Raw genomic sequence first — 24,850 nt, 5'->3', positions numbered from 1 at the left:
CCCATCCCGTTTTTTTTCAAATAAACTAGATGTTAGTCAAAAAAACCAAGAGTTAGTCAAATATGAGTCAGTTCCGTCAGCAGGATAATTTACTCGGCCAATCTGATAGCTTTTTAGCTGTATTAGATCAGGTCTCTCAACTTGCTCCATTAGAAAAACCAGTGCTCATTATAGGTGAACGTGGGACAGGTAAAGAGCTCATCGCAGCACGATTACACTTTTTATCTGAAAGGTGGGACCAAAACTACGTCAAGCTCAATTGTGCAGCATTAAACGAAAACTTACTTGAAAGTGAATTGTTTGGCCATGAATCAGGTGCCTTTACTGGCGCCAATAAACGTCATGAAGGACGCTTTGAACGCGCTAATGGGGGCACACTATTTTTGGATGAATTGGCCAATACATCAGCAATGGTGCAAGAGAAACTGTTACGTGTCATTGAGTATGGCGAATTTGAACGCGTGGGGGGCAAACAAACTGTCAAAGTTGATACCAGGCTAGTCTGTGCAACCAATGAAGACTTACCAAGCCTTGCTGAACAGGGGGAGTTCAGACATGACTTATTAGACAGGCTTGCATTCGACGTGATCACCTTACCACCGCTACGCGCACGCCAAGAAGATATATTGCTACTTGCAGAACACTTTGCAATTAATATGGCCAGAGATCTTGGCTGGTCACTCTTTAGCGGATTTACTCGCAAAGCGACTGAGGCATTGCTTGAGTATGATTGGCCGGGCAATATTCGCGAACTGAAAAACGTGATAGAGAGAAGCTTATATCGCCATGGCAACGAGCACCTTGCAGTGCATCACATTACGTTTGACCCTTTTGAAAGCCCTTATCGGCCACAGCAGAGAATAAAAGCGCAAAAAAATGAAGCACAACCTCACATATCACAGCCACAAATAGGTGAAAAAGAGCCATTGGATATTACTGAAAACGCATCTTCGCCTGTTACATCACAAAGCTTCCCTTGCGATTTAAAAACTCTCTCAAGTGACTACGAAATTGACTTACTCAAAAAAGCACTTGAATTCAGTCAATTTAATCAAAAGAAAACTGCACAAAACCTTGGATTGACGTATCATCAACTAAGGGGATATTTGAAAAAATACAATTTGTTAGACTCACAACAAGAGGCTTAGCTGTGGTCGCCACAATGACTGATCTGTATAACACCTGCCAACGATATAAAACTGTGGTTTTTGCCACGTTCACTGCCGTATATCTCTCGGCATGTGGGGAATCGCCACAAACAAAATCGGCAAATAAAACCCAAGGGATCGTTTATTGTGCAGAAGCAAACCCTGTTTCTTTTAACCCTCAGGTCACCACAACGGGCTCAACCATCGATATTATTGCCAATCAGCTGTATAACTCTTTGATTAGCATTGATCCGATCACTGCGGAATTTAAACCAGAATTAGCTACCGAGTGGTTAATTAGCGATGATGGTAAGAAAATAACATTCAAGTTAAGAGAAGGCGTGCAATTTCACAGCACCGAGTATTTTACGCCGACTCGAACGATGAATGCTGATGACGTGATTTTCTCATTTAGCCGCTTGTTTGATGTGTATAACCCTTATCATTTTGTTCAAGATGCCAACTACCCATACTTTCAAAGTGTAGGGATGGACCAGTTGATAAGAAAAATTGTTAAAGTCGACGACTACACCGTTAGATTTGAACTTTTCAGTGCTGAAAGCAGTTTATTATCTAATATTGCCACTGATTTTGCAGTGATCTTATCTGAAGAATATGCAATGTTACGTGAATCTCAAGATAAAAAGCACCTTTTTGATTCCTTACCAATTGGCACAGGCCCCTACAAATATAAACATTTTTTAAGAGATAATTTAGTCCGTTTCCACAAACATAGCGGCTATTGGAAACATGATTACGCAGTTGATCAATTGGTCTATGACATCACAACCAACAACACAACTCGAATTGCAAAAATGCTCACTAAAGAATGCGATATTACATCGCATCCAAGTGCTACCCAGTTAGAGGCTCTATCACAACGGCAGGATATTGTGGTCGACAAGGCCGTTAACTTAAATGTGGGCTACTGGGCATTTAATACTGAAAAGCCACCTTTTGATAATGTTTTAGTCAGGAAAGCCCTAGCTCATAGCATTGATTTTGACAAAATTATGCAAGCGGTGTTTTATGGTAACGGTATTGCAGCACAATCAATTCTCCCGCCGTCATCGTGGGCGTTTACGAAACAAGTCATGCCTTATTATGACCCCCAAAAAGCAAAACAATATTTAACGGAAGCAGGATTTCCAGATGGTTTTGAAATGACACTTTGGGCCATGCCTGTGTCACGGATTTATAACCCTAATGCTCGAAAAATGGCTGAGCTAATCCAAAGTGACCTTCGACAAATAGGCATAAGAACCAGAATTGTTGAGTATGAGTGGAATGCATTTATTGAACGCATTGGCCGACATGAACATGACAGTGTGTTACTTGGTTGGGCTGCCGATACGCCTGATCCAGATAACTTTTTTAGCCCATTACTCAGTTGCACTGCGACCTTTACCGGTAAAAACCCCGCCAATTGGTGCAACCCTGAATTTGATCTGTTATTAACGCAAGCGCTAGATACCAACGATCTCAAAATGCGTAAACATTACTACCAACAAGCACAAAAAATGCTGGTGGAGCAACTTCCTGTAGTTCCCATTGCACATGGGGTTAGATTTCAGGCTCGCAGTGCTGATATTGCGGGTGCTGAACTTCGTCCCTTTGGCGGCGTATCACTGGCCAATGTAAGAAAAGGTGATCAGTAATGCTTGATTATTTACTGAGGCGATTAAGCTTGCTGCTATTTATGTTATTTGCGCTCACAGCATTTACATTTAGCTTAAACTACTTATTTCCTGGAGATTTACTGACTAATTTCAGCGGCCAATTAAACACCAGCTTTAACCAATCTCAAATGCTCGAGGAAAAGTATCGAATCGATGATAACGTCATTGTCCAATATGGTGCGTTTGTGAGCCGTTTATTCCAAGGCGATTGGGGACTATCACTTTCATCAGGCCAAACTGTCTCATCACATGTCGCTGTGCTGCTACCTGCAACATTAGAACTGTGCTTTTATGCATTGGTTGTTGCCGTTTTATTGGGGATCCCAGCAGGGATCATCACCAGTGCCTACTATAAAAGGTGGCCCGATAAAATTATCAGTACGCTTACCTTACTGGGCTTTTCAATCCCCGTATTTTGGCTGGCGCTGCTCCTTATTATGGTTTTTTGTCTTGGTTTTGGTTGGTTCCCTATGTCGGGTCGTATTGGCCTCTTATACGAAATCCCCGCAGTCACTAACTTCATTTTAATCGATATTTGGTTGCTTGGTTTTCCTTATGGTGGTCAGGCATTTCTTGATGCGCTGCACCACTTAACGCTACCCACAATTGTGTTAGCCATGTATCCAACAACCGTGCTGACCCGTTTTACTAGAGACTCCATGCTCAATGTACTAGAACAAAACTACATAAAAACAGCCAGAGCAAAGGGTCTTAACCGGAGGCAAATTATTTTAGATCATGCGCTACGTAACGCACTTCTACCAGTTATAAAACAAATAGGCTTGCAATTTAGCACCCTGATCACACTGGCCATGGTAACGGAAGTCATTTTTTCGTGGCCAGGCATTGGCCGATGGTTAATCGACAGCATTTATCAACGTGATTATCCTGCGATTCAAGGCGGTTTGCTCGCTGTGTCTATGTTTGTTATTTTTGCCAATATGTTAGCCGATTTGACCCACTCTTTACTCGACCCTGTATCTAGGAACCAGTCCCATGGCAAAGTTTAGACTATACAGTGAAGAGTCAAACCGATCACCTTTATCACGGCTATGGCGCACATTTAGAGCCAATCACCTGGCCTTGGTTGGCCTGTGGATGTTCATTGGGTTAACTCTGCTGGCGATGACTGCGCCTTTGTTAGCGCCTTATGGGATCGACCAACAGCATAGCGATGCGCTGCTGCTCCCCCCATCTTGGCATGATGATGGTGATGTTCACTTTATTTTGGGTACGGATGATCTCGGGCGAGATATTCTTTCAAGGCTGATGAATGGCGCCACTTATACTTTTGGTTTATCCATTGTAGCGGCATTGGTCACCACAATACTTGGGGTTGTACTGGGTACTTTAGCCGGGATAAACAAAGGATTTAAATCGAGTATACTAAACCATTTACTCGATATTACACTCGCGATTCCTTCTCTGTTACTCGCTATCATCATTATCGCTATTTTAGGACCTGGGCTTTTAAATACTGTGTGGGCTATCATCTTAGCCTTGTTACCACAACATATTCACTCAATTCGAAACCTCGTCGTTGAAGAGCTTAATAAAGACTACATAGGCGCTTATAGGTTAGATGGCGCAAGCCGCACTCAAACCCTGTTCCGGGGTGTGTTTCCTAATATTTATGAACATATCGTGGTGATATTTACTTTGGCATTGTCCACTGCAATTTTGGATATTGCTGCACTCGGCTTTTTAAAATTAGGTGCTCAACCGCCCACAACCGAATGGGGTGCCATGCTGGCTGAAAACCTTAGCCTAATTTATTTAGCACCTTGGACCGTTGGCTTACCTGGCGCCCTATTGTTTTTGTCTGTGTTAGCCACTAACCTTGTTGGTGATGGGCTGAGAAAAGCGCTGCAAGCTAGAAAGGCAACCTGATGCAATTACTCGATATTAAAAACCTCACCATTGAGCTCCCTACTGAAGACGGTGTAATTAGGGCCGTGGATAAAGTAAATTTGAGTCTTAAAGAAGGTGAGGTACATGCACTTGTTGGCGAGTCGGGCTCAGGGAAAAGTTTAATAGCCAAAGCCATTGTTGGCGTCCTCAATACTCGCTGGAAAGTGACCGCAGACCGTATGCATTGGCGAGGGGTGGACTTAATGCGTTTGAGCCCTGAAAAACGCCGTAAAATCGTCGGTCGAGATATGGCTATGATTTATCAAGAGCCAAGAAGAAGTTTGGACCCCACCGCAAAAATATTTGAACAAGTCGCTGAGTCACTGCCAGACGAGTGTTTTAAAGCCGGTTTTTTTGGTCGAAAAAAAGAGCGTAAAGTCAAGGTAAAAGCACTTCTGCACAAGGTGGGCATACGCGATGATGAGAAGATCTGTAGTAGCTACCCTCATGAGCTCTCTGAGGGAGTATGCCAAAAAGTCATGATAGCGATGGCCATTGCAAGAAACCCTCAGTTATTGATTGCTGACGAGCCCACCACGGCACTAGAAAGTACCACTCGCGCTCAAGTATTTAGGTTGCTAAAGAGCCTAAATCAGCTAAAAAATATGTCTATCTTAATGATTTCTCATGAATTGGAAGAAATAACCCAATGGTCGCATGCCATTCATGTGCTGTACTGTGGCCAGATGGTGGAGGCAGGGCCAACTAAAAAAGTATTTACCGACCCTTTTCACCCTTACACACAAGCCTTGGTTAAATCATTGCCAGACTATGCCCATGGGCTGGGCCACAAAGCCCCTTTTTATGCTCTCAAAGGAACAATCCCTCCATTACAGCATCTGCCAATTGGTTGTAGATTAGGCCCTCGCTGCCCGCAGGCACAAAAAGAGTGCGTTGCAACCCCTATACAAGTTAAATCACATGGGCATTCCTATGCATGCCACTTCCCATTAAATAGGGAGAAGAAAAAATGCAACCCGTGCTAAAAGTTCAAGCCCTGAGTAAAACATTTAAAACTCGATCTGGATTATTCAAACGAGATACTGTACAAGTTTTAAAAGATATCTCATTTGCTGTTTTGCCGGGCCAAACGTTAGCGGTCATCGGAGAAACCGGGTCAGGCAAAAGTACCTTAGCTAAGGTGCTGGCTGGTGCAGAAGATGCCGATTCTGGTCAGATCCTATTAAACGGCGATATGATAGTTGATGATGGGCAATCTAAACGTGAATGCCATCACATTAGACTTATATTTCAAGATCCTACCCGCTCACTTAACCCAGGTTTGACCATTGGCGAAATGCTTGATGATTGCCTAAGATTTAACACCAAGCTTACAGATGCACAACGAGATAAAAAAATTGAATTGACCCTGTCTCGAGTTGGTCTGCTCTCAGAACATTATGACTATTACCCACATATGTTCAGTGGCGGTCAATTACAGCGTGTAGCGCTAGCCAGAGCGCTTATTTTAGATCCTAAAGTCGTGGTATTAGATGAGGCACTTTCTTCGCTCGATCCCTCAGTGCGAGCACAAATAGTCAACTTGCTCTTAAAGTTGCAACAAGAAACAGATTTAACATATGTACTTATCACCCATCACCTTAGTCTCGTAAAACATATGAGCGACCGGCTACTCGTACTCAACAATGGTGAAGCCGTGGAGTATGGCTGTTGCCAAACTATTTTTAATCGTCCGCAATCTAAAGTAATGAAGAAGCTGCTCGCCGTATAAACCCGCAGCCGATCTTGAACGCAAAAAAAAACCACCGAATGGTGGTTTTTTTATTTATTTTAAACTGCGCTGATTAGTTCTCTTCAGTCACTTCAAAAGTACTTGGTTTAACAATTTCAGCCGTACCTTCAAGTGCACCTAGCAACGCCAAGTAATTTTTATTTACCTGTGTTCTAGTAATGCTTTGCTTTTGCTGAGGCTCAAGCTCATCTGTTACGTTAGCTAGATTAACCGCTTTAACCACTAATAGTGCAGAGTCACCATTATTAAGCTCTACCATCGCTTTAGATGTGCCCTCTTCTGTAGGGTGAGCCATCTTAAAGGCTTTACTTACCAGCGCTGGTGAGACCGCATAGCTTTGACGTGCTAGCGCAGCTTCTGATTTCACTTCCAATGACTCCGCTGCCGCTATTTCAGCTAACGTTTTGCCACCTTCAAGCTGCGCAAACAACTCTTGCGCTTTGTCTTTAGCCAGTTCAGAAGCTTTATCGTTTTCTAAACGTGTAGTAATCTGCGCAGTTACTTCCTCCAGTGGCTTCACCGCCGCAGGCTTATGCTCGACAACCCTTACTACAACTACGTGCTCTGGCGCAACTTCGATGACTTCTGAGTTCACGCCATCTTCTAACAATTCAGGTGTAAAAATAACACGAGAAACCTCAGGTGAATTTAATGGTGCAGGAAGCAAGTTGCGTGCAACCAATTCAGTGCGCTTAACTTCAAGGTTAGCCACTGCTGCTGCATCATCTAATGTATCAGCCACTTCGAATGCTAGCTCACGTACATCTTCTTGCTTGCCGTAAAACGCATCGATTTTTGCATTTTGCTCAAGCTCAGCTCTTAGCTCAGCAGCTAGTTCTTCGAACGATTTAACTTCTTGCGCCTGAAGATCCGTTAACTGAATAATATGGAAGCCAAACTCAGACTCAACAACCTCTGAATAGTCACCGATATTGGTTAACGCAAATGCAGCAGCTTCGAATTCTGGCTCCATCATCTCGCGCTCGATCCAATCAAGGTCTCCGCCTAACTCTCCACTTGCCACATCATCTGAATGTGTTTGAGCTAGTTCAGCGAAATCAGCCCCGCCTTGCAGTTGGGCATATAAATCTTGTGCTTTCGCTTTCGCAGCCTCTGCATCTTCAGTACTTTCAACTAGAATGTGCGAAACACGACGTCTCTCTTCTTCTAAATATTGAGCCTGATTCTCATCATAATAAGCTCTAACTTGCTCATCAGTCACAGGATCAAGTAGTTCTACATCAGATGCTTTTAGCTCGATATAATTCAGTGCAACCTGCTCAGCAGACATAAATTGATCTTGGTTTAAGTCATAGTAGTCTTTAACCTCTGACTCTGATACTGACACTTGTTCTTTTAACTTTTCTTTATCAAGTACTAAGTAATCAACGTCACGCGTCTGCTGTTGTAAAACCAAAGTGTGCTTTATTTCACCATCAAGCGCAAAGTCAGATCCAGCAATTGCAGAAACTAACTGGTTACGCGTCATTTCTGCACGCAGATATTCACGGAAATCATCTGGTTGGAAATTCATTTGTCTGATTAATTGCAAATAACGGTCATTACTAAACTGACCACCAATTTGAAAATAAGGCATTTCAAAAATTGCTTGCTTTATCTGCTCGTCACTAACGCGTAGACCTAGCTCTAGCGCAAGCTGATTTTGCAACTCTTGTTGTACTAAACGGTCTACAACTCCTTCACGGATTTGCGCCATATAAGCAGGATCAGAAGCGATTTGTTCGAAATACTCTCCAAACTGTTGCTCTAATCTACTACGTTCATTTTCGAACGCTCTCGCAAAGTCTAATTGCGAAATTTCAATACCATTGACTTCTGCAACTGGTTGCTCTGTGGTTCGACCTAGGTAACCACCGATCCCTGCCAGCGCAAAAGACAAGATAACTGCACCAAGAACGATCTTGGCAGCAAGGCCCTGAGACCCCTCTCTAATCTTTTCAAGCATTTATTCTATCTCTTATCTAAGTCAAAGCACCAAGGTACTTTGCATCAGTTAGCTCATGTAAAAAAAGCGTATCTTACCAGATACGCTTTTTATCTTGAAGCTTATGCGTCCAATTACATCTACATAACAATAGTGTGATTGTAAAAATAAGCTCTTTCTTAGTTAACCGCGTCTTTTAAAGCTTTACCAGCTTTAAAAGCAGGGATGTTAGCAGCAGCAATATCAATTGCAGCACCCGTTTGAGGGTTACGGCCTGTACGTGCAGCGCGTTCACGAACAGAAAAAGTACCAAAGCCTACAAGGGCAACTGAATCGCCTTCTTTTAGCGCAGCGGTTACTGACTCAATGAATGAATCCAGTGCACGACCAGCAGCGGCCTTAGAAATATCAGCATCAGCTGCGATTTGATCGATTAATTGAGATTTATTCACAATATCATCCTCTTACATTGTTATTATCAAGAGCGATGGCGTTTTAAAACTAACATCACTTTTGTTGTTAACTACGAGAAATCTTTCGATTCTCTATTGCTTAAATGTATTACAGCCTAGAAACTACGGGGCTTCCCGTGTCCTAGGCCTAAATCCAGTGCTTAACTTAGCACACCAACGGGATTTGAAAACCCTTTTTCTCGACTTTTTTAAGCTTTAACAGCAGTTTTTTGCGTTTCCACAGTAAAACTGTCCACAGGTTGAGCAAGCGCAATAGATAAAACGTCCTCAATCCATGTCACAGGGTGAATTTCGAGGCCATCTAATACGTTATCTGGGATCTCTTTTAAGTCACGTTCATTCTTTTTCGGAATGACCACTGTCTTAATTCCACCACGGTGCGCAGCCAGTAACTTCTCTTTTAAACCACCAATTGGTAATACTTCACCACGCAGTGTGATTTCACCAGTCATAGCCACATCACTTCTTACCGGATTGCCAGTCAAACTTGAAACTAAGCCTGTGACCATCGCAATACCAGCACTTGGGCCATCTTTAGGAGTAGCACCTTCAGGCACATGCACATGAATATCACGCTTTTCATAAAAATCTTCGTTGATTCGAAGTTTCTCGGCACGATTTCTGACGACTGTCATCGCAGCTTGAATGGACTCTTGCATGACGTCACCCAAAGAACCTGTGTAAGACAGCTTGCCTTTACCAGGCACAGCCGCACTTTCAATGGTCAATAAATCACCACCGACTTCAGTCCATGCAAGGCCTGTCACCTGACCGACTCTGTCACCATCTTCGGCTTTTCCGTAATCAAAGCGCTGAACGCCCAAAAAGCTCTCCAGATTGTCTGCATTGATAACGACCTTCTTCTGATCCTTATCTAACAAAATGGTTTTCACCGCTTTACGACACAACTTAGACATTTCACGCTCTAAGTTACGTACACCCGCTTCACGTGTGTAATATCGAATGGTATTGATAATTGCGCTATCTTCTATTTCAATTTCACCCGCTTTTAAGCCATTGCGTTTAATTTGCTTTGGAATTAAATGCTGCTTAGAAATATTCAGCTTTTCATCTTCGGTATAACCCGACAAGCGGATCACTTCCATACGGTCTAATAACGGGCCTGGAATATTAAAACTATTTGATGTTGCCACGAACATAACATCAGACAGGTCGTATTCAACTTCAAGGTAATGATCAGCAAAACTGCTATTTTGTTCTGGATCTAAAACTTCCAGTAATGCTGATGCTGGATCACCACGCATATCTGATGACATCTTGTCGATTTCATCTAACAGGAAAAGTGGGTTTCTAACGCCAACTTTACTCATGCTCTGAATGAGCTTGCCTGGCATAGATCCAATATATGTACGGCGGTGGCCCCGTATTTCAGCTTCATCACGTACACCACCCAGTGCCATACGTACATATTTGCGGCCTGTAGAGCGCGCTATCGATTGACCTAGGCTCGTTTTACCCACACCAGGAGGGCCAACAAGACACAATATAGGGCCTTTTAGTTTATTGGTACGCTGCTGTACCGCCAAATATTCGATAATACGCTCTTTGACTTTATCTAAGCCGTAATGATCAGCGTCTAGAATCTTCTGCGCATTCGCTAAATCTTTCTTCACCTTTGAGCGTTTTTTCCAAGGCACATTGATTAGCGTATCAATATACGAACGCACCACTGTGGCTTCAGCAGACATTGGCGACATCATTTTAAGCTTATTCAGCTCTGAAGTGGCTTTTTCTTCCGCTTCTTTTGGCATCTGAGCTTCACTGATACGCTTTTTAAGCGTCTCAAACTCATCTGGCACATCATCTAGTTCACCAAGCTCTTTTTGAATCGCTTTCATCTGCTCGTTGAGGTAGTACTCACGCTGCGATTTTTCCATTTGCTTTTTCACGCGAGAGCGAATCTTTTTCTCAACTTGAAGTAAGTCTATTTCACCTTCCATCAATGCCATCAAGTACTCTAGGCGCTCAGTAACGTTATACAACTCAAGCACCTTTTGTTTTTCAGGTACTTTAATTGGCATATGCGCAGCCATGGTGTCAGCTAAACGTGCAGTTTCGTCGATGCCAGAAACAGAGGTCAGTACTTCAGGTGGGATTTTTTTATTGAGTTTTACATACCCTTCAAACTGGCTCACTGCACTGCGAATGAATATATCTTGTTCTTGCTCAGCAATGTTTTCTGAAGCAATGAACTGTGCATTTGCTAAGAAATACTCATCAGTAACCAAAAACTCATCAATTCTCGCTCTTTGTGTGCCTTCAACTAAAACCTTGACCGTGCCGTCTGGTAGTTTCAGAAGTTGTAATACAGTGGCAACTGTACCGACATCATAGATATCGTCAGTACTAGGATCATCGATGGAGGCTTCTTTCTGAGCCACTAAAAAAATTTGCTTGTCATTTTCCATTGCAGCTTCAAGACATCTAATAGATTTCTCTCTGCCAACGAATAGTGGGATCACCATGTGAGGGTAAACCACAACATCACGCAGTGCTAACACTGGAATTTCGACTCGATCCGTTCTCTCAAGCGTCATTATGTTCTCTTTGCACTTCATTTATTTTTAAGATTACAGAGGTATATGGGGATGCCCTCTATAAAGTTCAACTCTTGGACAAAAAAAGGAGCACTAGGCTCCTTTTCTAACTTAACTGATAAATCATTCAGATGCAGCTTTATCTTGATTGCTATTTTCGTAAATTAAAATGGGGTCTGACTCCCCTTTAATGACTGTTTCGTCAATAACAACTTTGCTGACATCTTCAACTGAAGGAAGTTCATACATGGTTTCAAGTAGAACAGCTTCAACAATTGAACGCAGTCCTCGAGCACCAGTCTTACGCTCCATCGCTTTATGTGCAATGGCTCTTAACGCGTCTTCACGGAATTCAAGTTCAACGCCTTCCATCTTAAACAACGCACCATACTGCTTTGTTAATGCATTCTTTGGCTCGTTTAAGATTTGTATCAACGCATCTTCATCGAGCTCAGTCAAGGTCGCTACAACTGGTAGACGACCAATGAACTCTGGAATTAAGCCATACTTAACCAAATCTTCAGGCTCAACATCTTTAAATGTCTCGCTCAATGAACGTTCACCATCAGAACTCTTCACCTCTGCACCAAAGCCAATACCAGTATTGGTGTGACTACGTTGCTCGATGACTTTATCTAGGCCTGCAAAAGCGCCACCACAGATGAATAAGATTTTAGACGTATCAACTTGCAAAAACTCTTGTTGAGGGTGCTTACGCCCGCCTTGTGGAGGAACCGATGCAACGGTGCCTTCAATCAATTTCAGTAACGCTTGCTGCACACCTTCACCAGACACATCTCTGGTAATAGATGGGTTATCAGACTTACGTGAAATTTTATCAATTTCATCTATGTAAACGATACCACGCTGTGCTTTTTCAACGTCATAATCACACTTTTGCAAAAGCTTCTGAATGATATTTTCAACGTCTTCACCAACGTATCCAGCTTCGGTCAATGTTGTCGCATCAGCCATAGTAAATGGCACATCTAACAATCGTGCTAACGTCTCTGCAAGTAACGTTTTACCACTACCTGTAGGTCCGATTAACAAGATATTACTTTTTCCGAGTTCTACATCGGATTTAATACCTTGGTTTTTAAGACGCTTGTAATGGTTGTATACCGCCACTGACAAAACTTTCTTTGCATGTTCTTGGCCGATAACATAGTCATCTAAGTGATTACGGATCTCTTTAGGCACCGGCAGTTTATCAGACGCATCATGCTGCGGCGCGATATCCTTGATCTCTTCTCTAATGATGTCGTTACACAGTTCGACGCATTCATCACAAATATAAACTGAAGGACCAGCTATCAATTTGCGTACTTCGTGCTGACTCTTACCACAAAATGAGCAGTACAAGAGTTTGCTGTTCTTGTCGCCGTCTGTAGGAGTGTCTGACATTCAACTACCTCTTAAATTGGGTGAGTTATCTCTATTTGGATAACACAATATATGCTTTAACTATACCAAATAAACTTTCAGTTGGCATAACTAAGCTAAAGCAAAGTGTCACTACTTAGTCATAAATAGCGTTTTACACCGAGAGTAACTCAACTGGACATCTTTAAGATATAGATCCAAGTTTTATTATTTCAAGGTGTAAAATTTCACCTTTGTTTAGCTTTTATCTCTAGCGGCTTGTATGCACCGCGTCAACTAGCCCGTAATCGACTGCTTCTTGCGCATTCATAAAATTATCACGGTCAGTGTCATTAGCAAGTACTTCGTATGGCTGACCTGTATGCTCTGCCATTAACCTGTTTAATTTTTCTTTGATAGTTAGGATTTCTTTGGCGTGAATTTCAAAGTCAGATGCCTGCCCTTGGAAACCCCCTAGAGGTTGATGGATCATTACACGAGAATTTGGTAGACAGTAACGCTTACCTTTAGCACCACCAGACAATAAAAACGCCCCCATACTTGCCGCTTGACCAACGCAAACAGTGCTCACATCGGGCTTGATGAAGTTCATCGTATCGTAAATTGACATACCTGCAGTCACAGAGCCACCTGGAGAATTAATATATAGAAATATATCTTTTTCTGGGCTTTCTGACTCTAGGAATAGCATCTGCGCCACAATTAAGTTAGCCATATGGTCTTCAACTTGGCCTGTTAAGAAAATAATTCTTTCTTTTAAAAGACGCGAGTAAATATCGTACGAGCGTTCACCTTTCGCTGTTTGTTCAACAACCATAGGCACTAAGGCGTTTAGAGGGTCTATCATACCGTCATTCATATTATTGGTTCCTTTATATGCGAGGCAGGCTTGCCGCGTCATTCAAGCATCACTACTTGAACATGCCTTAAACTATTAATCACTATTAACAAAAAAGGCTCGCAGCGCTGCGTTTAACAGAGCATTACGAGCCATTTAAGCGTTAGCTTAGCTGTAAGTCAATGCTTTCCTCTAAGACGAGGTAAGAAACTTACTCTGCAGCTTGCTGTGGGTTCATGATGTCGTCGAAAGATTTCTCAACATCAGTTACCGTTGCGCTTGAAAGTACAGCTTCTACAGCTTGCTCTTCCATTGCAACATTACGCATTTGCTGCATTAATTGATCATTTTCTTTGTAGTAGTTAACTACTTCTGAAGGATCTTCGTATGCAGAAGCAACCGTTTCGATTAGTGATTCAACTTTAGCATCATCAACTTTAATGTCGTTTGCTTTGATCACTTCACCTAGAAGAAGACCAGTTTTAACACGAGTTACTGCTTGCTCGTGGAAAAGCTCAGCAGGAAGCTCTGGCATGTTTTTAGCGTCGCCGCCAAAACGCTGTGCAGCTTGCTGACGAAGCGCGTCAATTTCTTGATCGATAAGTGCTTTTGGCACTTCAACTTCATTTGTGTCTAGAAGACCTTTGATTGCTTGCTCTTTTACCTTTGCTTTAACAGCTTGGTCAAGTTCGCGAGTCATGTTCTTCTTAACTTCTTCTTTAAGTGCATCAACACCGCCTTCAGCAACACCGAACTTAGTTGCGAACTCATCGCTTAGCTCAGGAAGCTCTTGCACTTCAACTTTCTTCACAGTGATAGTGAATTGAGCTGGCTTACCTTTTAGGTTTTCAGCGTGGTACTCTTCTGGGAAAGTTACGTCAGCAACGACTTCTTCACCCGCTTTCTTGCCTACGATACCATCTTCAAAACCTGGGATCATACGACCTTGGCCTAGCTCTAGAGGGAAGTCTTCAGCTTTACCGCCTTCGAACTCTTCACCGTCTACAGTACCTAGGAAATCAACTGTTACGCGATCGTTTTCGCCTGCAGCTGCATCGACTTCAGTCCAAGTTGCGTGCTGCTTACGAAGTGTCTCAAGCATGTTAGCAAGGTCGTCTGCAGTTACTTCAACAACTGGCTTTTCAACAGCTACTTTATCTAAGTCTTTAATTTCAACTTCTGGATAAACTTCAAAAGTCGCTTCAAACTCTAGATCTTTACCAGCTTCAAGTGATTTAGGAGCAAAGCTCGGTGCACCTGCTGGGTTAATTTTTTCAGAAACGATTGCTTCAATGTAGTTACGCTGCATAAGGTCGCCAGCAACTTCTTGACGAACTGCTGCACCGTAGCGCTTGTTGATCACAGAAACTGGTACTTTACCAGGACGGAAACCGTCAATACGCTGTGTTTTAGACAGTTGTTGTAAGCGTTTTTTAACTTCAGTCTCAACGTTCTCTGCAGGAACGGTGATAGTCAGACGGCGCTCAAGGCCTTGAGTCGTCTCAACAGAAACTTGCATGATATACCTCAATTTTCATTTTTGGCGGCAACGCGCCTTCCTTCACAAACAAGTCGACATAATAGTGTAATCAGAAACAATGCAAACACTGCATTTATTCACAACCAATTACCTGTCGAGCTTGCTGCCTGCCCCATCAGGGCACTATGTTAAACATTAGACGCGGCATTATAACCTATAAAACGGGAGAGTCGAGCAATCAGAACAAATAAATAATAGGAAAAAAGACAGTAAATTAAATGAATGAGATAATATGAGATAATTAGAAGGAAGATGGTCGGCGATGCAGGATTTGAACCTGCGACCCCTTGGACCCAAACCAAGTGCGCTACCAAGCTGCGCTAATCGCCGATAATAGTATATTTTTTTGAAAAGTGGTCGGCGATGCAGGATTTGAACCTGCGACCCCTTGGACCCAAACCAAGTGCGCTACCAAGCTGCGCTAATCGCCGATATAATTTTGAGTGTGTAGATGGGGCGACTGATGGGGCTCGAACCCACGACAACCGGAATCACAATCCAGGGCTCTACCAACTGAGCTACAGCCGCCACTACATACTTGTGGACTTTGTTTAAATGGCGCACCCGGAAGGATTCGAACCTTCGACCCACGGCTTAGAAGGCCGTTGCTCTATCCAGCTGAGCTACGGGCGCAACACAAACAACACTTGTGTGCTATCCACCTACTTCCTCGAGGAGGAAGTGGTCGGCGATGCAGGATTTGAACCTGCGACCCCTTGGACCCAAACCAAGTGCGCTACCAAGCTGCGCTAATCGCCGAATTTGTTACTTACTAAGAATTTTTTGTTTAACACCCCTCGTTGGCAACGGGGTGCATAATAGGGTTTTGAGTTGTTGAGGTCAAACATTTTTTTTATAAATTCGTTCAACTGCCTATTTTTGACTCAAAAGGGTTAAAAAGCAGCTTAAAAAGACAAAAATCACTCAACAACCACTGTGACTTATATTAATGCAGCTACATTAACACGGAATCTTGCTTGGCTAATTAGCTCAAGTTTGCGAAAATATAGTCAACACAGCTTTATTATCTCTGAAAAGCAATATTGTATGTGCCCATTAAGACTGCAGCTGTAAGTATTGTTAATAGAGTCCCCAAATAAGCTCTATAATCGTTCAAGTAAATAACCCCTAGATATAAAGGTCACCCATGACGGCAAACATCATCGATGGCAAAGCAATTGCGAAGCAGGTTCGCAGTACTGTCGCAACACGTGTTGAGCAGCGCGTAACTGAAGGACTTAGAGCTCCAGGACTGGCAGTGGTACTTGTCGGACAAGACCCCGCGAGCCAAGTATATGTTGGCTCAAAGCGCAAAGCATGTGAAGAAGTTGGCTTTGTTTCTAAATCATATGACTTACCTAGTGATACAAGCGAAGCACAGCTGTTGGAGTTAATCGACAATTTAAACCAAGATCAAGAAGTGGATGGGATCCTTGTTCAATTGCCTTTACCTGAAGGGCTTGATGCAGAAAAAATCCTTGAACGAATTCATCCTCATAAAGACGTAGATGGTTTTCACCCTTACAATGTGGGAAGACTTGCACAAAGAATGCCTGCACTGAGACCATGCACACCAAAGGGCATTATTACGTTACTGGAATCAACCGGTGTCCGCTACAAGGGTATGCACGCGGTCGTTGTTGGGGCATCAAATATCGTTGGCCGACCCATGTCTCTTGAGCTTCTACTCGCAGGCTGCACAACAACGGTATGTCATAAGTTTACGCAAGACTTAGAATCTCATGTTCGCCGTGCTGATCTGTTAGTTGTCGCAGTCGGGAAACCAGAGTTTATTCCTGGCGACTGGGTAAAAGAAGGGGCAATTGTGATTGATGTAGGCATTAACCGCCTAGAGTCGGGCAAACTAGTTGGTGACGTGCAATATGATGTTGCAGAAACAAAAGCCAGCTTTATTACACCAGTCCCTGGTGGTGTTGGTCCAATGACAGTCGCGAGCTTAATTGAAAATACATTAGAAGCGTGCGAAAACTACCACAGCTAATGTATTATTGGAGTGCTCAATGTTAAGGGTGCTCCACTTTTACATCCTCTTCACTTTCCTCACCCCCTCCTCTTCTATATTCTTTCGCAAGCATCTCTTGCAAAGCAGACATTTGCTTTTCAAATTCTTTTTGATCAATTTCTCCAGACTCAAGTCTTGCCAATAATTCTTGCATTTTTGACTCTATTTCTTTGATCTTATCTTCATTCACCCCGATGCGATTAAACATCATTGATTGACGGGCTTGTGCTAAAAAACTGTCATTTAATCGAGAGGCTGAGAGATCTTTTTGCTTTAATGATTGAGATAATTCCGAGTCTGTACTGAAGCTAGTCATTTCTTTAGCAAACACCTGAGGCTCGCTCTCTTTTGATTTGGGCCCTTTTATTTGCATGAATTCGGTAGGGGGAATTGAGACGCTTTTATGCAATAACATTGTCTTCTCCTTAAACTGTGGTAAATATGCTCCTCTACCACAAATTCAAAGCAAACACCGCGCCAAGTTGAGGGCAGTAGTCAACTTGGCCTGTCACATTTAGCACCTAAAGCCTGATTTATCTACACATAGACTTGATAATTTCTAATTGTGCTTTTTGTGCCTTCATATCGTTATTTGTAATAGCCACAGCATGATCGACTTTGGCATTTTTACACTTTTCTGTTAGCTCTTTATTCATGAGGTAGACTTTATCTTTTTGCGACTGCACAACCCCTTCAACACCTTGGTATTCTGTACGTTCTTCTGGGGCTGCATCTTTATCAAAAGACTCACCCTCATTAACCTTACACCCAGTTAAAAACAGCGCGAGTAAACCTATACCACAAGCAAACTTCATTATATTCAACTCCTTATTTATTGCTTAGGGCGCAAAAATAGCATGCACTCTAAGATTAACAAAGCGTCAAATAGATAAACTAAATGAGGAGCAAGCTGAACAGTAAATATTTACCGTGATTATTTCGGTATTGCCGCCATACACTCTACTTCTACCCGAGCCCCTAATGCTAATCCGTTGGTTGCAAAAGCACTTCGCGCTGGATAAGGTTTTGAAAAATACTTCGTATACACCGTATTGAACTTAGGCCATTCCTTGATATCTGCAAGCATAATCGTGCACTTCACAATATTCTGCATCGATAAGCCGTGAGCTTCTAAGCTTGCTTGAATATTTTCCATAGTTTGCTTACTTTCACCGGTAATACCGCCTTTCACCAGCTGTGTTGTGCCGGGTTGAATGCCAATTTGGCCAGATAAGTACACCATATCATTCACACGTACAGCCTCTGAAAATGGCAAATTATGGCCAGCAGGTAAAACAGCATAAGAGTTTAGGTGCTCAACCTGCTTGTTAGGTTTAGCGATGCCATGGCTCGCTGCGGCCAAAAAAGTTAAAGCAATTATTTTTTCCTTCATCATACGTTTCCATTCAAAACACGATACACTCAAAATATCACCGTTCAAAAAAAAGCCAAGGATATTTTCAGCCAAAGAGACTGGCATTTAAGCACGCAAAGAATAGCTTAAAAATGTATCAGCATAATTTCGCCTGTAAGAAAATACCGGTGATAAGATGAAAATAAAAAGAAAGTAAAGAATTTAAGTAACGATAGCCGTGCACTCCCTTATGCTGAGAGAACGAATATTGCTGGGGGCTACCAGACAAAAACAGGGGGTAATGGGAGCACTGACGCATTTCACTCAAATGGGCCCTGCCATACATATTTCTGCTAAAAAAAAAGAGCACTCAGTGCTCCTTTTTAAATATTTATTAAGATGTGCTTACGCTTTACGCCAAGTCGTTTTTCCAGCACTGTCTTCCAACACGACGCCCAGCGCAGTTAATGCATCTCTCGCCTCATCAGCAGCAGCCCAATCTTTATTGGCACGTGCAGTGTTACGCTGCTCGATCAAAGCTTCAATTTTCGCCACTTCATCTTCATCTTGCTCACCTTGTAAAAAGCTCTCCGGCGTCTGTTGAGCGATCCCGAGTACTTCAGCTAATTTTACCAAAATATAGGCGTGCTCACCTGCGGCTTTTACGTCAGTATCTTTCAATAAGTTTACTTCTTTGGCCAACTCAAAAATAACAGGTAAAGCTTCTGGCGTATTGAAATCATCATTCATGGCAGCTTCAAAACGCTCTGCGTAAGCATTGCCCTTAAGCTCAACTTCCACAAGCTCCACACCACGTAGAGCCGTGTAGATACGCTCTAGAGATGAGCGAGCTTGATCTAAGTTTTCTTGTGAGTAGTTTAACTGACTACGGTAGTGACCATTAATCAGGAAATAACGCACCGTCTCGCGGTCATACGCCTTTAATACTTCACGTACAGTAAAGAAGTTACCTAAAGATTTAGACATTTTTTCTTTGTTGACTTGTACCATACCTGTGTGGATCCAAGTATTTACGTAACAGCCATTATTTGCGCAGCAAGATTGTGCAATTTCATTTTCATGGTGCGGAAACTGTAGATCTGAACCACCACCATGAATATCAAATAAATCACCTAAGTGCTTAGAACTCATTGCACTACATTCAATATGCCAACCTGGTCGACCTTCGCCCCATGGTGATGTCCAAGATGGCTCACCTGGCTTGGCTTTTTTCCATAGTACAAAATCAAGTGGATCATCTTTGCCTTCAGCCACTTCAACACGCGCACCGGCTTGAAGCATATCCAAATCTTGCTGTGATAGCTGACCGTAATCTTTAAATGTGGAAACATCAAATAATACATCGCCGCTTTTTCCGACATAGGCATGTTTTTTAGCAATTAAGCGCTCGATCATTTCGATGATTTCATCCATATGACCCGTTACTGTTGGCTCAATGTCAGCAGGTAAGATATTTAATGCCTCAAAGTCATCGTGCATAGCTTTGGTCATACGCACTGTCAGGTCATTGATCTCTTCTTTATTCTCTGCTGCACGCTTGATGATTTTATCGTCGACATCAGTGATGTTACGAACATAAGTAACGTCATAACCTAAATAACGAAAATAACGGTTGATTACATCGAAAGATACATATGTGCGTGCATGTCCTACATGACAGAAATCATAGATTGTAATACCACACACATACATGCCGACTTTGCCTTCAACAAGCGGTTTAAATTGTGACTTTTGACGTGTCAGTGTGTCGTATATCTGCAACATGTAGTAATTTTCCTAAATTCGAGTTTGAAACTTTTGCATCATATCACTTGAAAAAGCTCGTCACCACCGTAAAAAGGCGAATTTTACCCTATCTAGGTAACAAAATTTAAACAGCAAAACTGTCAAAGTTATTTCAACACTTTGTAGTTCAGCAGATGTACTATAAAATAGCGTTTTAATCTTATCATTGTAATTCAAGGACCCATTATGGTTGTTTTACAAACAAACTTCGGCGAAATCAAAATCGCACTATTTGAAAAAGAAGCACCTGCTACAGTTGCAAACTTCAAAAAATATGTTGAAAGCGGCTTTTACACTGGCACTATCTTTCACCGTGTGATCGATGGCTTCATGATCCAAGGCGGTGGTTTTGAGCCTGGTATGAGTCAAAAAGAAGTTGACGCACCTATCCAAAATGAAGCAAACAATGGTCTTGCTAACAAAGTTGGTACACTTGCCATGGCACGTACGCCAGATCCTCACTCTGCAACAGCACAGTTTTTCATCAACGTGAATGACAATGACTTCCTAAACTTCTCAAGCGAAACATCTCAGGGTTGGGGTTATTGCGTATTTGCTGAAGTTGTTGAAGGCATGGACGTTGTGAACAAGATCAAAGGTGTTGCAACAGGTTCATCAGGCTTCCATCAGGATGTGCCACTGGATGATGTAATCATCGAAAGTGCAACCATCACTGAATAACACTGACTAAAAATATGAGCGCTAAGGCGCTCTTATTTATAACAAGAGACATCATGCGCAAGACCTACTTTATTTCCGACCTTCATTTAACCGAACACAGACCAGACATCACCAACGCCTTTTATAACTTCTTAGATGCTTTTATAGATGACAGTGTGGACGCGTTATACATATTGGGTGACTTTTTTGAAGTTTGGATTGGCGATGATGAAGGCGACCCACTTGCAATTGAAGTTGCTAAACGACTCAAAGCTATCAGTCATACAGGTACAAACGTGTACTTTATTCACGGCAACCGTGATTTTTTAATTGGCGAACAGTATGCCAAGTTATGTGGTATGACTTTATTGCCAGAGCAAGCAGTGATAGACCTATACGGCACGCCGACACTGATTTTGCACGGTGATGAAATGTGTACTCAAGATATCGAGTATCAAAAGTTTCGAAAAAAAAGTCGCGGCTGGTGGTGGCCGAAGTTAATGCTCGCGATGCCGTTATGGTACAGACGCAGAGTGGCTAAAAATGCCAGAGCAAAAAGCAAGCTTAATCAACAAGGCAAAGCGCCCAGTATATTAGATGTGACAGACGACGCAGTCGCCGAGATGTTTGAAAAGTACAATGTACAACACATGATCCACGGCCATACACATAGGCCAAAAGTACATAAAGATAAGTTCACCAGAACAGTGTTAGGAGATTGGTATAGTCAAAGCTCATATTTACTTGTGACAGAAGAGAGCCAATCTTTAGAACAACACGCTTTTAGCGAATAAAGTAGCGAAATACTTTACTCGCTCAATATTGAACATCTTGTCAAAGTCTATGCGGCTTTAGAGAAAATACACATTGGCGTAGATACCAGCTTGTAAAAACTCCAATGAACCGGTTTAGTGCGAGATACTGGGTTTGACAGTAACTGTGCGGCATAGTCATAAGAACCATGTTTAATATGGCGTTTAGCCAAGTCGCAAATATGTGCGCCAACGTACTTTAATACCATCTGCTCTAACTTAGGTGCGATTCGCCCTGCTTTCACATCATCCAGCAAACGCTCAGCAAATGGACATAACTCTTTTGGTGGCGCCTTGTCACATGCACTATTTTGAGTACCTTGAAAATAAAAACTTTCAATTAACGGAGAGTAGGCAATTCGCGAATACAAAGCAAAGTTGACATAAAAGCTCTGATCTTCTCCCATCCACTCACCGCGCGGGAAGCCACCTAACTCATCAAATGTCGACTTTCTTACAACGATACTCGACATGGTAAATGGTAAGTCACCACTTGCTGCAACCGCGAAATAGTTATTCATTTCATAGCCGTTAGCATCCCATTGAGTCAACGCAATTTTTGCGTCTTTATAATCATTATCACCGTATACTTTCTGGTAACGCGTTGCATACAGGCCCATGTTTGGGTGTAGATTAATTAAATCTGCAATGCGATTCAAGAAAAATGGCGACCATGTATCATCAGCATCTAAAAAAGCAATAAACTCATTCTTAGCAAGATTAGCACCTGCATTGCGCGCTTCTGACACACCTTGATTTGCCTGCTTCACTAATTTTACGTTACTGATATTCAAGGCAGTGACAATCTCTGCACTGTCATCTGTAGAGCCATCATCAATGATAATGATTTCATCTGCTTCATAGCTCTGAGCAACAACACTGTTAATTGCACGTTCAATGCAATCACGCTTATTGTACAGAGGGATAACAACTGAGAATTTGATGCTGTTCATATTCATTGCTCCAATTATTCATTGATAATGCGACCGCTTGCTCTACTGGTAGTGTTGGTGCTACACAGTGACCCGATACAACCTGATTTGTAATATTGATGACCTCTAGTGGGTCATAGTCATTAGCATCAAATTGATACATGTCTGCCATGCCAATTTGCTTTGACCATTGCTTACATTTGCTGTGATACTGCAAGTTAATAAACGGCGTATTCACCATGTAGGCATAAACTGCAGCGTGTAATCTCATGCCAATCACTGCTTTAAACATTGCCATGCTTTGTAGTAAGCGCAGTGGATTCACTGTATATCGAATACGTTTAACCGGTACATAACTTGGCATTTTACGAAGAATTTGCTCGTGCACATTGTTATCACCTAATGTGCTGTGGTCGTTAAAATCTACAAGGTAGATGTCTTCACGTGTCATTTCCCAAATAGCGGTCATCAACTTAACTGCTTTTCTGATTCTGGCACGTTCGCTCAACTGATCTGCTTCACCAAAAGCATTAATCGCTTGCTGACAGAAATTAAACGCGACACCTCTGCGCTCAATTGCTTGAATTGAATTGCCGAAGTAATGTAACAGCGAAGGAGCCAAATCAAATGTCTGCGCGATATTGGCATTCGGTGCAATCGCTTTCGCAATGTCAAAACTTTTCGCATCTCTTACACCAGTGAAGTGACATTTGTTTAAAAACTTCGCACACTGCTTTTCATCTGCTGTTGTTTTAAAATCTTCAATCCCAACCCCAACGGCGTAGCTAGACTGCTTACCACACAAAGAAATCATATGACACTTTTGTGCAATATCTCTGCTTGAGTGCAATACAGAGCCACCACCAAAAACAATTTTCTTTGCATTAAATGCACGTTTGTAATGCGTTACTCTTTGATGGCCTCTAAACAACATCGGTGCTTGACCTTGTACCTCTAGCTGTCTCACTAAACCATATTGGTTGCTGGCATTAACAGCGATGTTGTTACTACCGAACGTGCTTTTTGCACCTTCTATACTTGCTAACATCAGCGCATCGTCTCCGCTGTTGCGCATGCCGTAGTAACCAACAACATATATGTCGTGTTTGCTTTGCATGTGTAGTCCTCAACTCTGTGTCTATACCTAGATATTGCAGGGGCTGTGCCAAAACAAAATTTAATTTTAAATTAACTATTATCAATAACTTAAAATAAAACCGAAATAAATGGCGGGTATTTTCACTATGAGAATTTGCAGAACGAAAATGCAAAATGCGGGGATTTTTAAAATAAAAAAGCCAGTAAATAAGTTACTGGCTGGATAAAGTGAAGGGATTGAATTTTAATATGCACCTTTTGCACCTACTACACATGGTACGGTTTTCAGTAAAATCTTAACGTCGCTCATAATGCTCTGCTCAACAATATACTGCTCGTCCAATTGCACTTGCTGTTCAAACGTCGTATCTGCACGGCCTGTTACTTGCCAAAGACCTGTTAACCCCTGCTCTGAATTTAAACGTGACAGTTGTGCTGGTTTGTATTGAGCAACTTCCATCTCTAGTGCTGGTCTTGGACCGATTAACATCATGTCGCCTCTTACAACATTTAATAACTGTGGTAACTCATCAATCGAATATTTACGAATGAAACGACCAATACAAGTGATACGAGGGTCGTGGATATACTTCTGACATACACCCTCTCTAGCACTGTCTTTCTGGTCAGGCGCTTGGAAGCGCGGATCGTCCTGCATATACATTGAACGGAACTTGTACATAGTGAAACGACGACCAAATTTACCTACTCTCGTTTGACGAAATACCACTGGCCCCTTGCTTTCTAGCTTTATCGCTAACATCAATAGTAATAACAGAGGGCTAATGGCTAATAAGCCTAGCGCTGCAACCGCTCTTTGGAACCACACTGGAATGCCGTGGTGGACACCGTCAATATGGTGTTTTGTTACTTTCTTTGCTGTTTGAGTTGATGTAGCTGTCACGTTTGTCGCAATTTTAGTTGTGATATCCAT

At 42.3% G+C, this 24,850-nt stretch carries 22 protein-coding genes and 5 tRNA genes; 9 read left to right on the top strand and 18 right to left on the bottom strand.

Annotated features, from left to right (window positions below):
* Positions 1-62 precede the first annotated feature (62 nt).
* The 6 genes from pspF to JF50_RS05835 are packed head-to-tail and all read left to right on the top strand — an operon-like array spanning position 63 to position 6,470.
* Positions 63-1,148: a phage shock protein operon transcriptional activator gene (gene pspF / locus JF50_RS05860; RefSeq protein ID WP_039608499.1), complete on the top strand. Its 1,086-nt coding sequence runs from the start codon at positions 63-65 to the stop codon at positions 1,146-1,148.
* Positions 1,149-1,162: 14 nt separating this feature from the next.
* Entirely contained in the window at positions 1,163-2,806 is a 1,644-nt protein-coding gene (locus JF50_RS05855; RefSeq protein ID WP_052262174.1) for an ABC transporter substrate-binding protein, read from the top strand.
* Positions 2,806-3,837, top strand: coding sequence for an ABC transporter permease (locus JF50_RS05850; protein WP_039608498.1), 1,032 nt, complete (start codon positions 2,806-2,808; stop codon positions 3,835-3,837). Before JF50_RS05855 ends, JF50_RS05850 begins: the two co-directional genes overlap by 1 nt.
* The gene (locus JF50_RS05845) at positions 3,824-4,717 is read left to right on the top strand and encodes an ABC transporter permease subunit (protein WP_039608497.1); all 894 of its coding nucleotides are present in this window, start codon (positions 3,824-3,826) and stop codon (positions 4,715-4,717) included. Before JF50_RS05850 ends, JF50_RS05845 begins: the two co-directional genes overlap by 14 nt.
* The gene (locus JF50_RS05840; RefSeq protein ID WP_039608496.1) at positions 4,717-5,724 is read left to right on the top strand and encodes an oligopeptide/dipeptide ABC transporter ATP-binding protein; all 1,008 of its coding nucleotides are present in this window, start codon (positions 4,717-4,719) and stop codon (positions 5,722-5,724) included. Before JF50_RS05845 ends, JF50_RS05840 begins: the two co-directional genes overlap by 1 nt.
* Positions 5,709-6,470 (top strand): ATP-binding cassette domain-containing protein, encoded by a 762-nt coding sequence (locus JF50_RS05835; protein ID WP_039608495.1) that lies wholly within the window; start codon positions 5,709-5,711, stop codon positions 6,468-6,470. The genes JF50_RS05840 and JF50_RS05835 overlap by 16 nt, the downstream gene beginning before the upstream one ends.
* A gap of 73 nt (positions 6,471-6,543) precedes the next feature.
* Here JF50_RS05835 and JF50_RS05830 read toward each other — a convergent pair whose 3' ends face one another.
* The 11 genes from JF50_RS05830 to JF50_RS05780 form a co-directional block, all read right to left on the bottom strand.
* Entirely contained in the window at positions 6,544-8,457 is a 1,914-nt protein-coding gene (locus JF50_RS05830; RefSeq protein WP_039608494.1) for a SurA N-terminal domain-containing protein, read from the bottom strand.
* A 158-nt stretch (positions 8,458-8,615) separates the two neighbouring features.
* Entirely contained in the window at positions 8,616-8,888 is a 273-nt protein-coding gene (gene hupB / locus JF50_RS05825; protein ID WP_039608493.1) for a nucleoid-associated protein HU-beta, read from the bottom strand.
* A 209-nt stretch (positions 8,889-9,097) separates the two neighbouring features.
* Entirely contained in the window at positions 9,098-11,467 is a 2,370-nt protein-coding gene (gene lon, locus JF50_RS05820; protein WP_039608492.1) for an endopeptidase La, read from the bottom strand.
* Positions 11,468-11,590: 123 nt separating this feature from the next.
* Complete coding sequence (gene clpX / locus JF50_RS05815; RefSeq protein WP_039608491.1) at positions 11,591-12,874, bottom strand: ATP-dependent protease ATP-binding subunit ClpX; 1,284 nt, start codon at positions 12,872-12,874, stop codon at positions 11,591-11,593.
* 229 nt (positions 12,875-13,103) lie between these two features.
* Positions 13,104-13,712, bottom strand: coding sequence for an ATP-dependent Clp endopeptidase proteolytic subunit ClpP (gene clpP, locus JF50_RS05810; protein WP_039608490.1), 609 nt, complete (start codon positions 13,710-13,712; stop codon positions 13,104-13,106).
* A gap of 190 nt (positions 13,713-13,902) precedes the next feature.
* On the bottom strand, positions 13,903-15,210 hold the full coding sequence (tig, locus tag JF50_RS05805) for a trigger factor (protein WP_039608489.1): 1,308 nt from the start codon (positions 15,208-15,210) through the stop codon (positions 13,903-13,905).
* 274 nt (positions 15,211-15,484) lie between these two features.
* Positions 15,485-15,561, bottom strand: a tRNA-Pro gene (locus JF50_RS05800).
* Positions 15,562-15,585: 24 nt separating this feature from the next.
* Positions 15,586-15,662 (bottom strand) — tRNA-Pro (locus tag JF50_RS05795).
* Between the two features lie 21 nt (positions 15,663-15,683).
* Positions 15,684-15,759: transfer RNA gene (locus JF50_RS05790), tRNA-His, on the bottom strand.
* 28 nt (positions 15,760-15,787) lie between these two features.
* A tRNA-Arg gene (locus tag JF50_RS05785) sits at positions 15,788-15,864 on the bottom strand.
* A gap of 49 nt (positions 15,865-15,913) precedes the next feature.
* A tRNA-Pro gene (locus JF50_RS05780) sits at positions 15,914-15,990 on the bottom strand.
* Positions 15,991-16,378: 388 nt separating this feature from the next.
* Between JF50_RS05780 and folD the strand changes: the two genes are divergently transcribed.
* The gene (gene folD / locus JF50_RS05775) at positions 16,379-17,233 is read left to right on the top strand and encodes a bifunctional methylenetetrahydrofolate dehydrogenase/methenyltetrahydrofolate cyclohydrolase FolD (RefSeq protein WP_039608488.1); all 855 of its coding nucleotides are present in this window, start codon (positions 16,379-16,381) and stop codon (positions 17,231-17,233) included.
* A gap of 22 nt (positions 17,234-17,255) precedes the next feature.
* Here folD and JF50_RS05770 read toward each other — a convergent pair whose 3' ends face one another.
* The 4 genes from JF50_RS05770 to cysS form a co-directional block, all read right to left on the bottom strand.
* Complete coding sequence (locus JF50_RS05770) at positions 17,256-17,669, bottom strand: hypothetical protein (RefSeq protein ID WP_039608487.1); 414 nt, start codon at positions 17,667-17,669, stop codon at positions 17,256-17,258.
* A gap of 118 nt (positions 17,670-17,787) precedes the next feature.
* Positions 17,788-18,069: a hypothetical protein gene (locus JF50_RS05765; RefSeq protein ID WP_052262149.1), complete on the bottom strand. Its 282-nt coding sequence runs from the start codon at positions 18,067-18,069 to the stop codon at positions 17,788-17,790.
* A 119-nt stretch (positions 18,070-18,188) separates the two neighbouring features.
* Entirely contained in the window at positions 18,189-18,650 is a 462-nt protein-coding gene (locus tag JF50_RS05760) for a RidA family protein (protein WP_052262173.1), read from the bottom strand.
* Between the two features lie 363 nt (positions 18,651-19,013).
* A complete protein-coding gene (gene cysS / locus JF50_RS05755) occupies positions 19,014-20,393 on the bottom strand; it encodes a cysteine--tRNA ligase (protein WP_039608486.1) in 1,380 nt (459 codons plus the stop codon).
* 207 nt (positions 20,394-20,600) lie between these two features.
* Here cysS and JF50_RS05750 point away from each other — a divergent pair, with 207 nt between their 5' ends.
* Both JF50_RS05750 and JF50_RS05745 read left to right on the top strand, forming a co-directional pair.
* On the top strand, positions 20,601-21,095 hold the full coding sequence (locus tag JF50_RS05750) for a peptidylprolyl isomerase (protein ID WP_039608485.1): 495 nt from the start codon (positions 20,601-20,603) through the stop codon (positions 21,093-21,095).
* 53 nt (positions 21,096-21,148) lie between these two features.
* Entirely contained in the window at positions 21,149-21,868 is a 720-nt protein-coding gene (locus tag JF50_RS05745; protein WP_039608484.1) for a UDP-2,3-diacylglucosamine diphosphatase, read from the top strand.
* Between the two features lie 47 nt (positions 21,869-21,915).
* Here JF50_RS05745 and JF50_RS25960 read toward each other — a convergent pair whose 3' ends face one another.
* The 3 genes from JF50_RS25960 to JF50_RS05730 form a co-directional block, all read right to left on the bottom strand.
* On the bottom strand, positions 21,916-22,839 hold the full coding sequence (locus JF50_RS25960) for a glycosyltransferase family 2 protein (RefSeq protein ID WP_052262148.1): 924 nt from the start codon (positions 22,837-22,839) through the stop codon (positions 21,916-21,918).
* Positions 22,796-23,935: a polysaccharide pyruvyl transferase family protein gene (locus JF50_RS05735; RefSeq protein ID WP_052262147.1), complete on the bottom strand. Its 1,140-nt coding sequence runs from the start codon at positions 23,933-23,935 to the stop codon at positions 22,796-22,798. The genes JF50_RS25960 and JF50_RS05735 overlap by 44 nt, the downstream gene beginning before the upstream one ends.
* 225 nt (positions 23,936-24,160) lie before the next feature.
* On the bottom strand, positions 24,161-24,850 hold the full coding sequence (locus tag JF50_RS05730) for a sugar transferase (RefSeq protein ID WP_052262146.1): 690 nt from the start codon (positions 24,848-24,850) through the stop codon (positions 24,161-24,163).

Source organism: Pseudoalteromonas luteoviolacea, from assembly GCF_000814765.1.
GTDB lineage: Bacteria > Pseudomonadota > Gammaproteobacteria > Enterobacterales > Alteromonadaceae > Pseudoalteromonas > Pseudoalteromonas luteoviolacea_H.
This window is presented reverse-complemented; position numbering and strand designations above follow the sequence as displayed.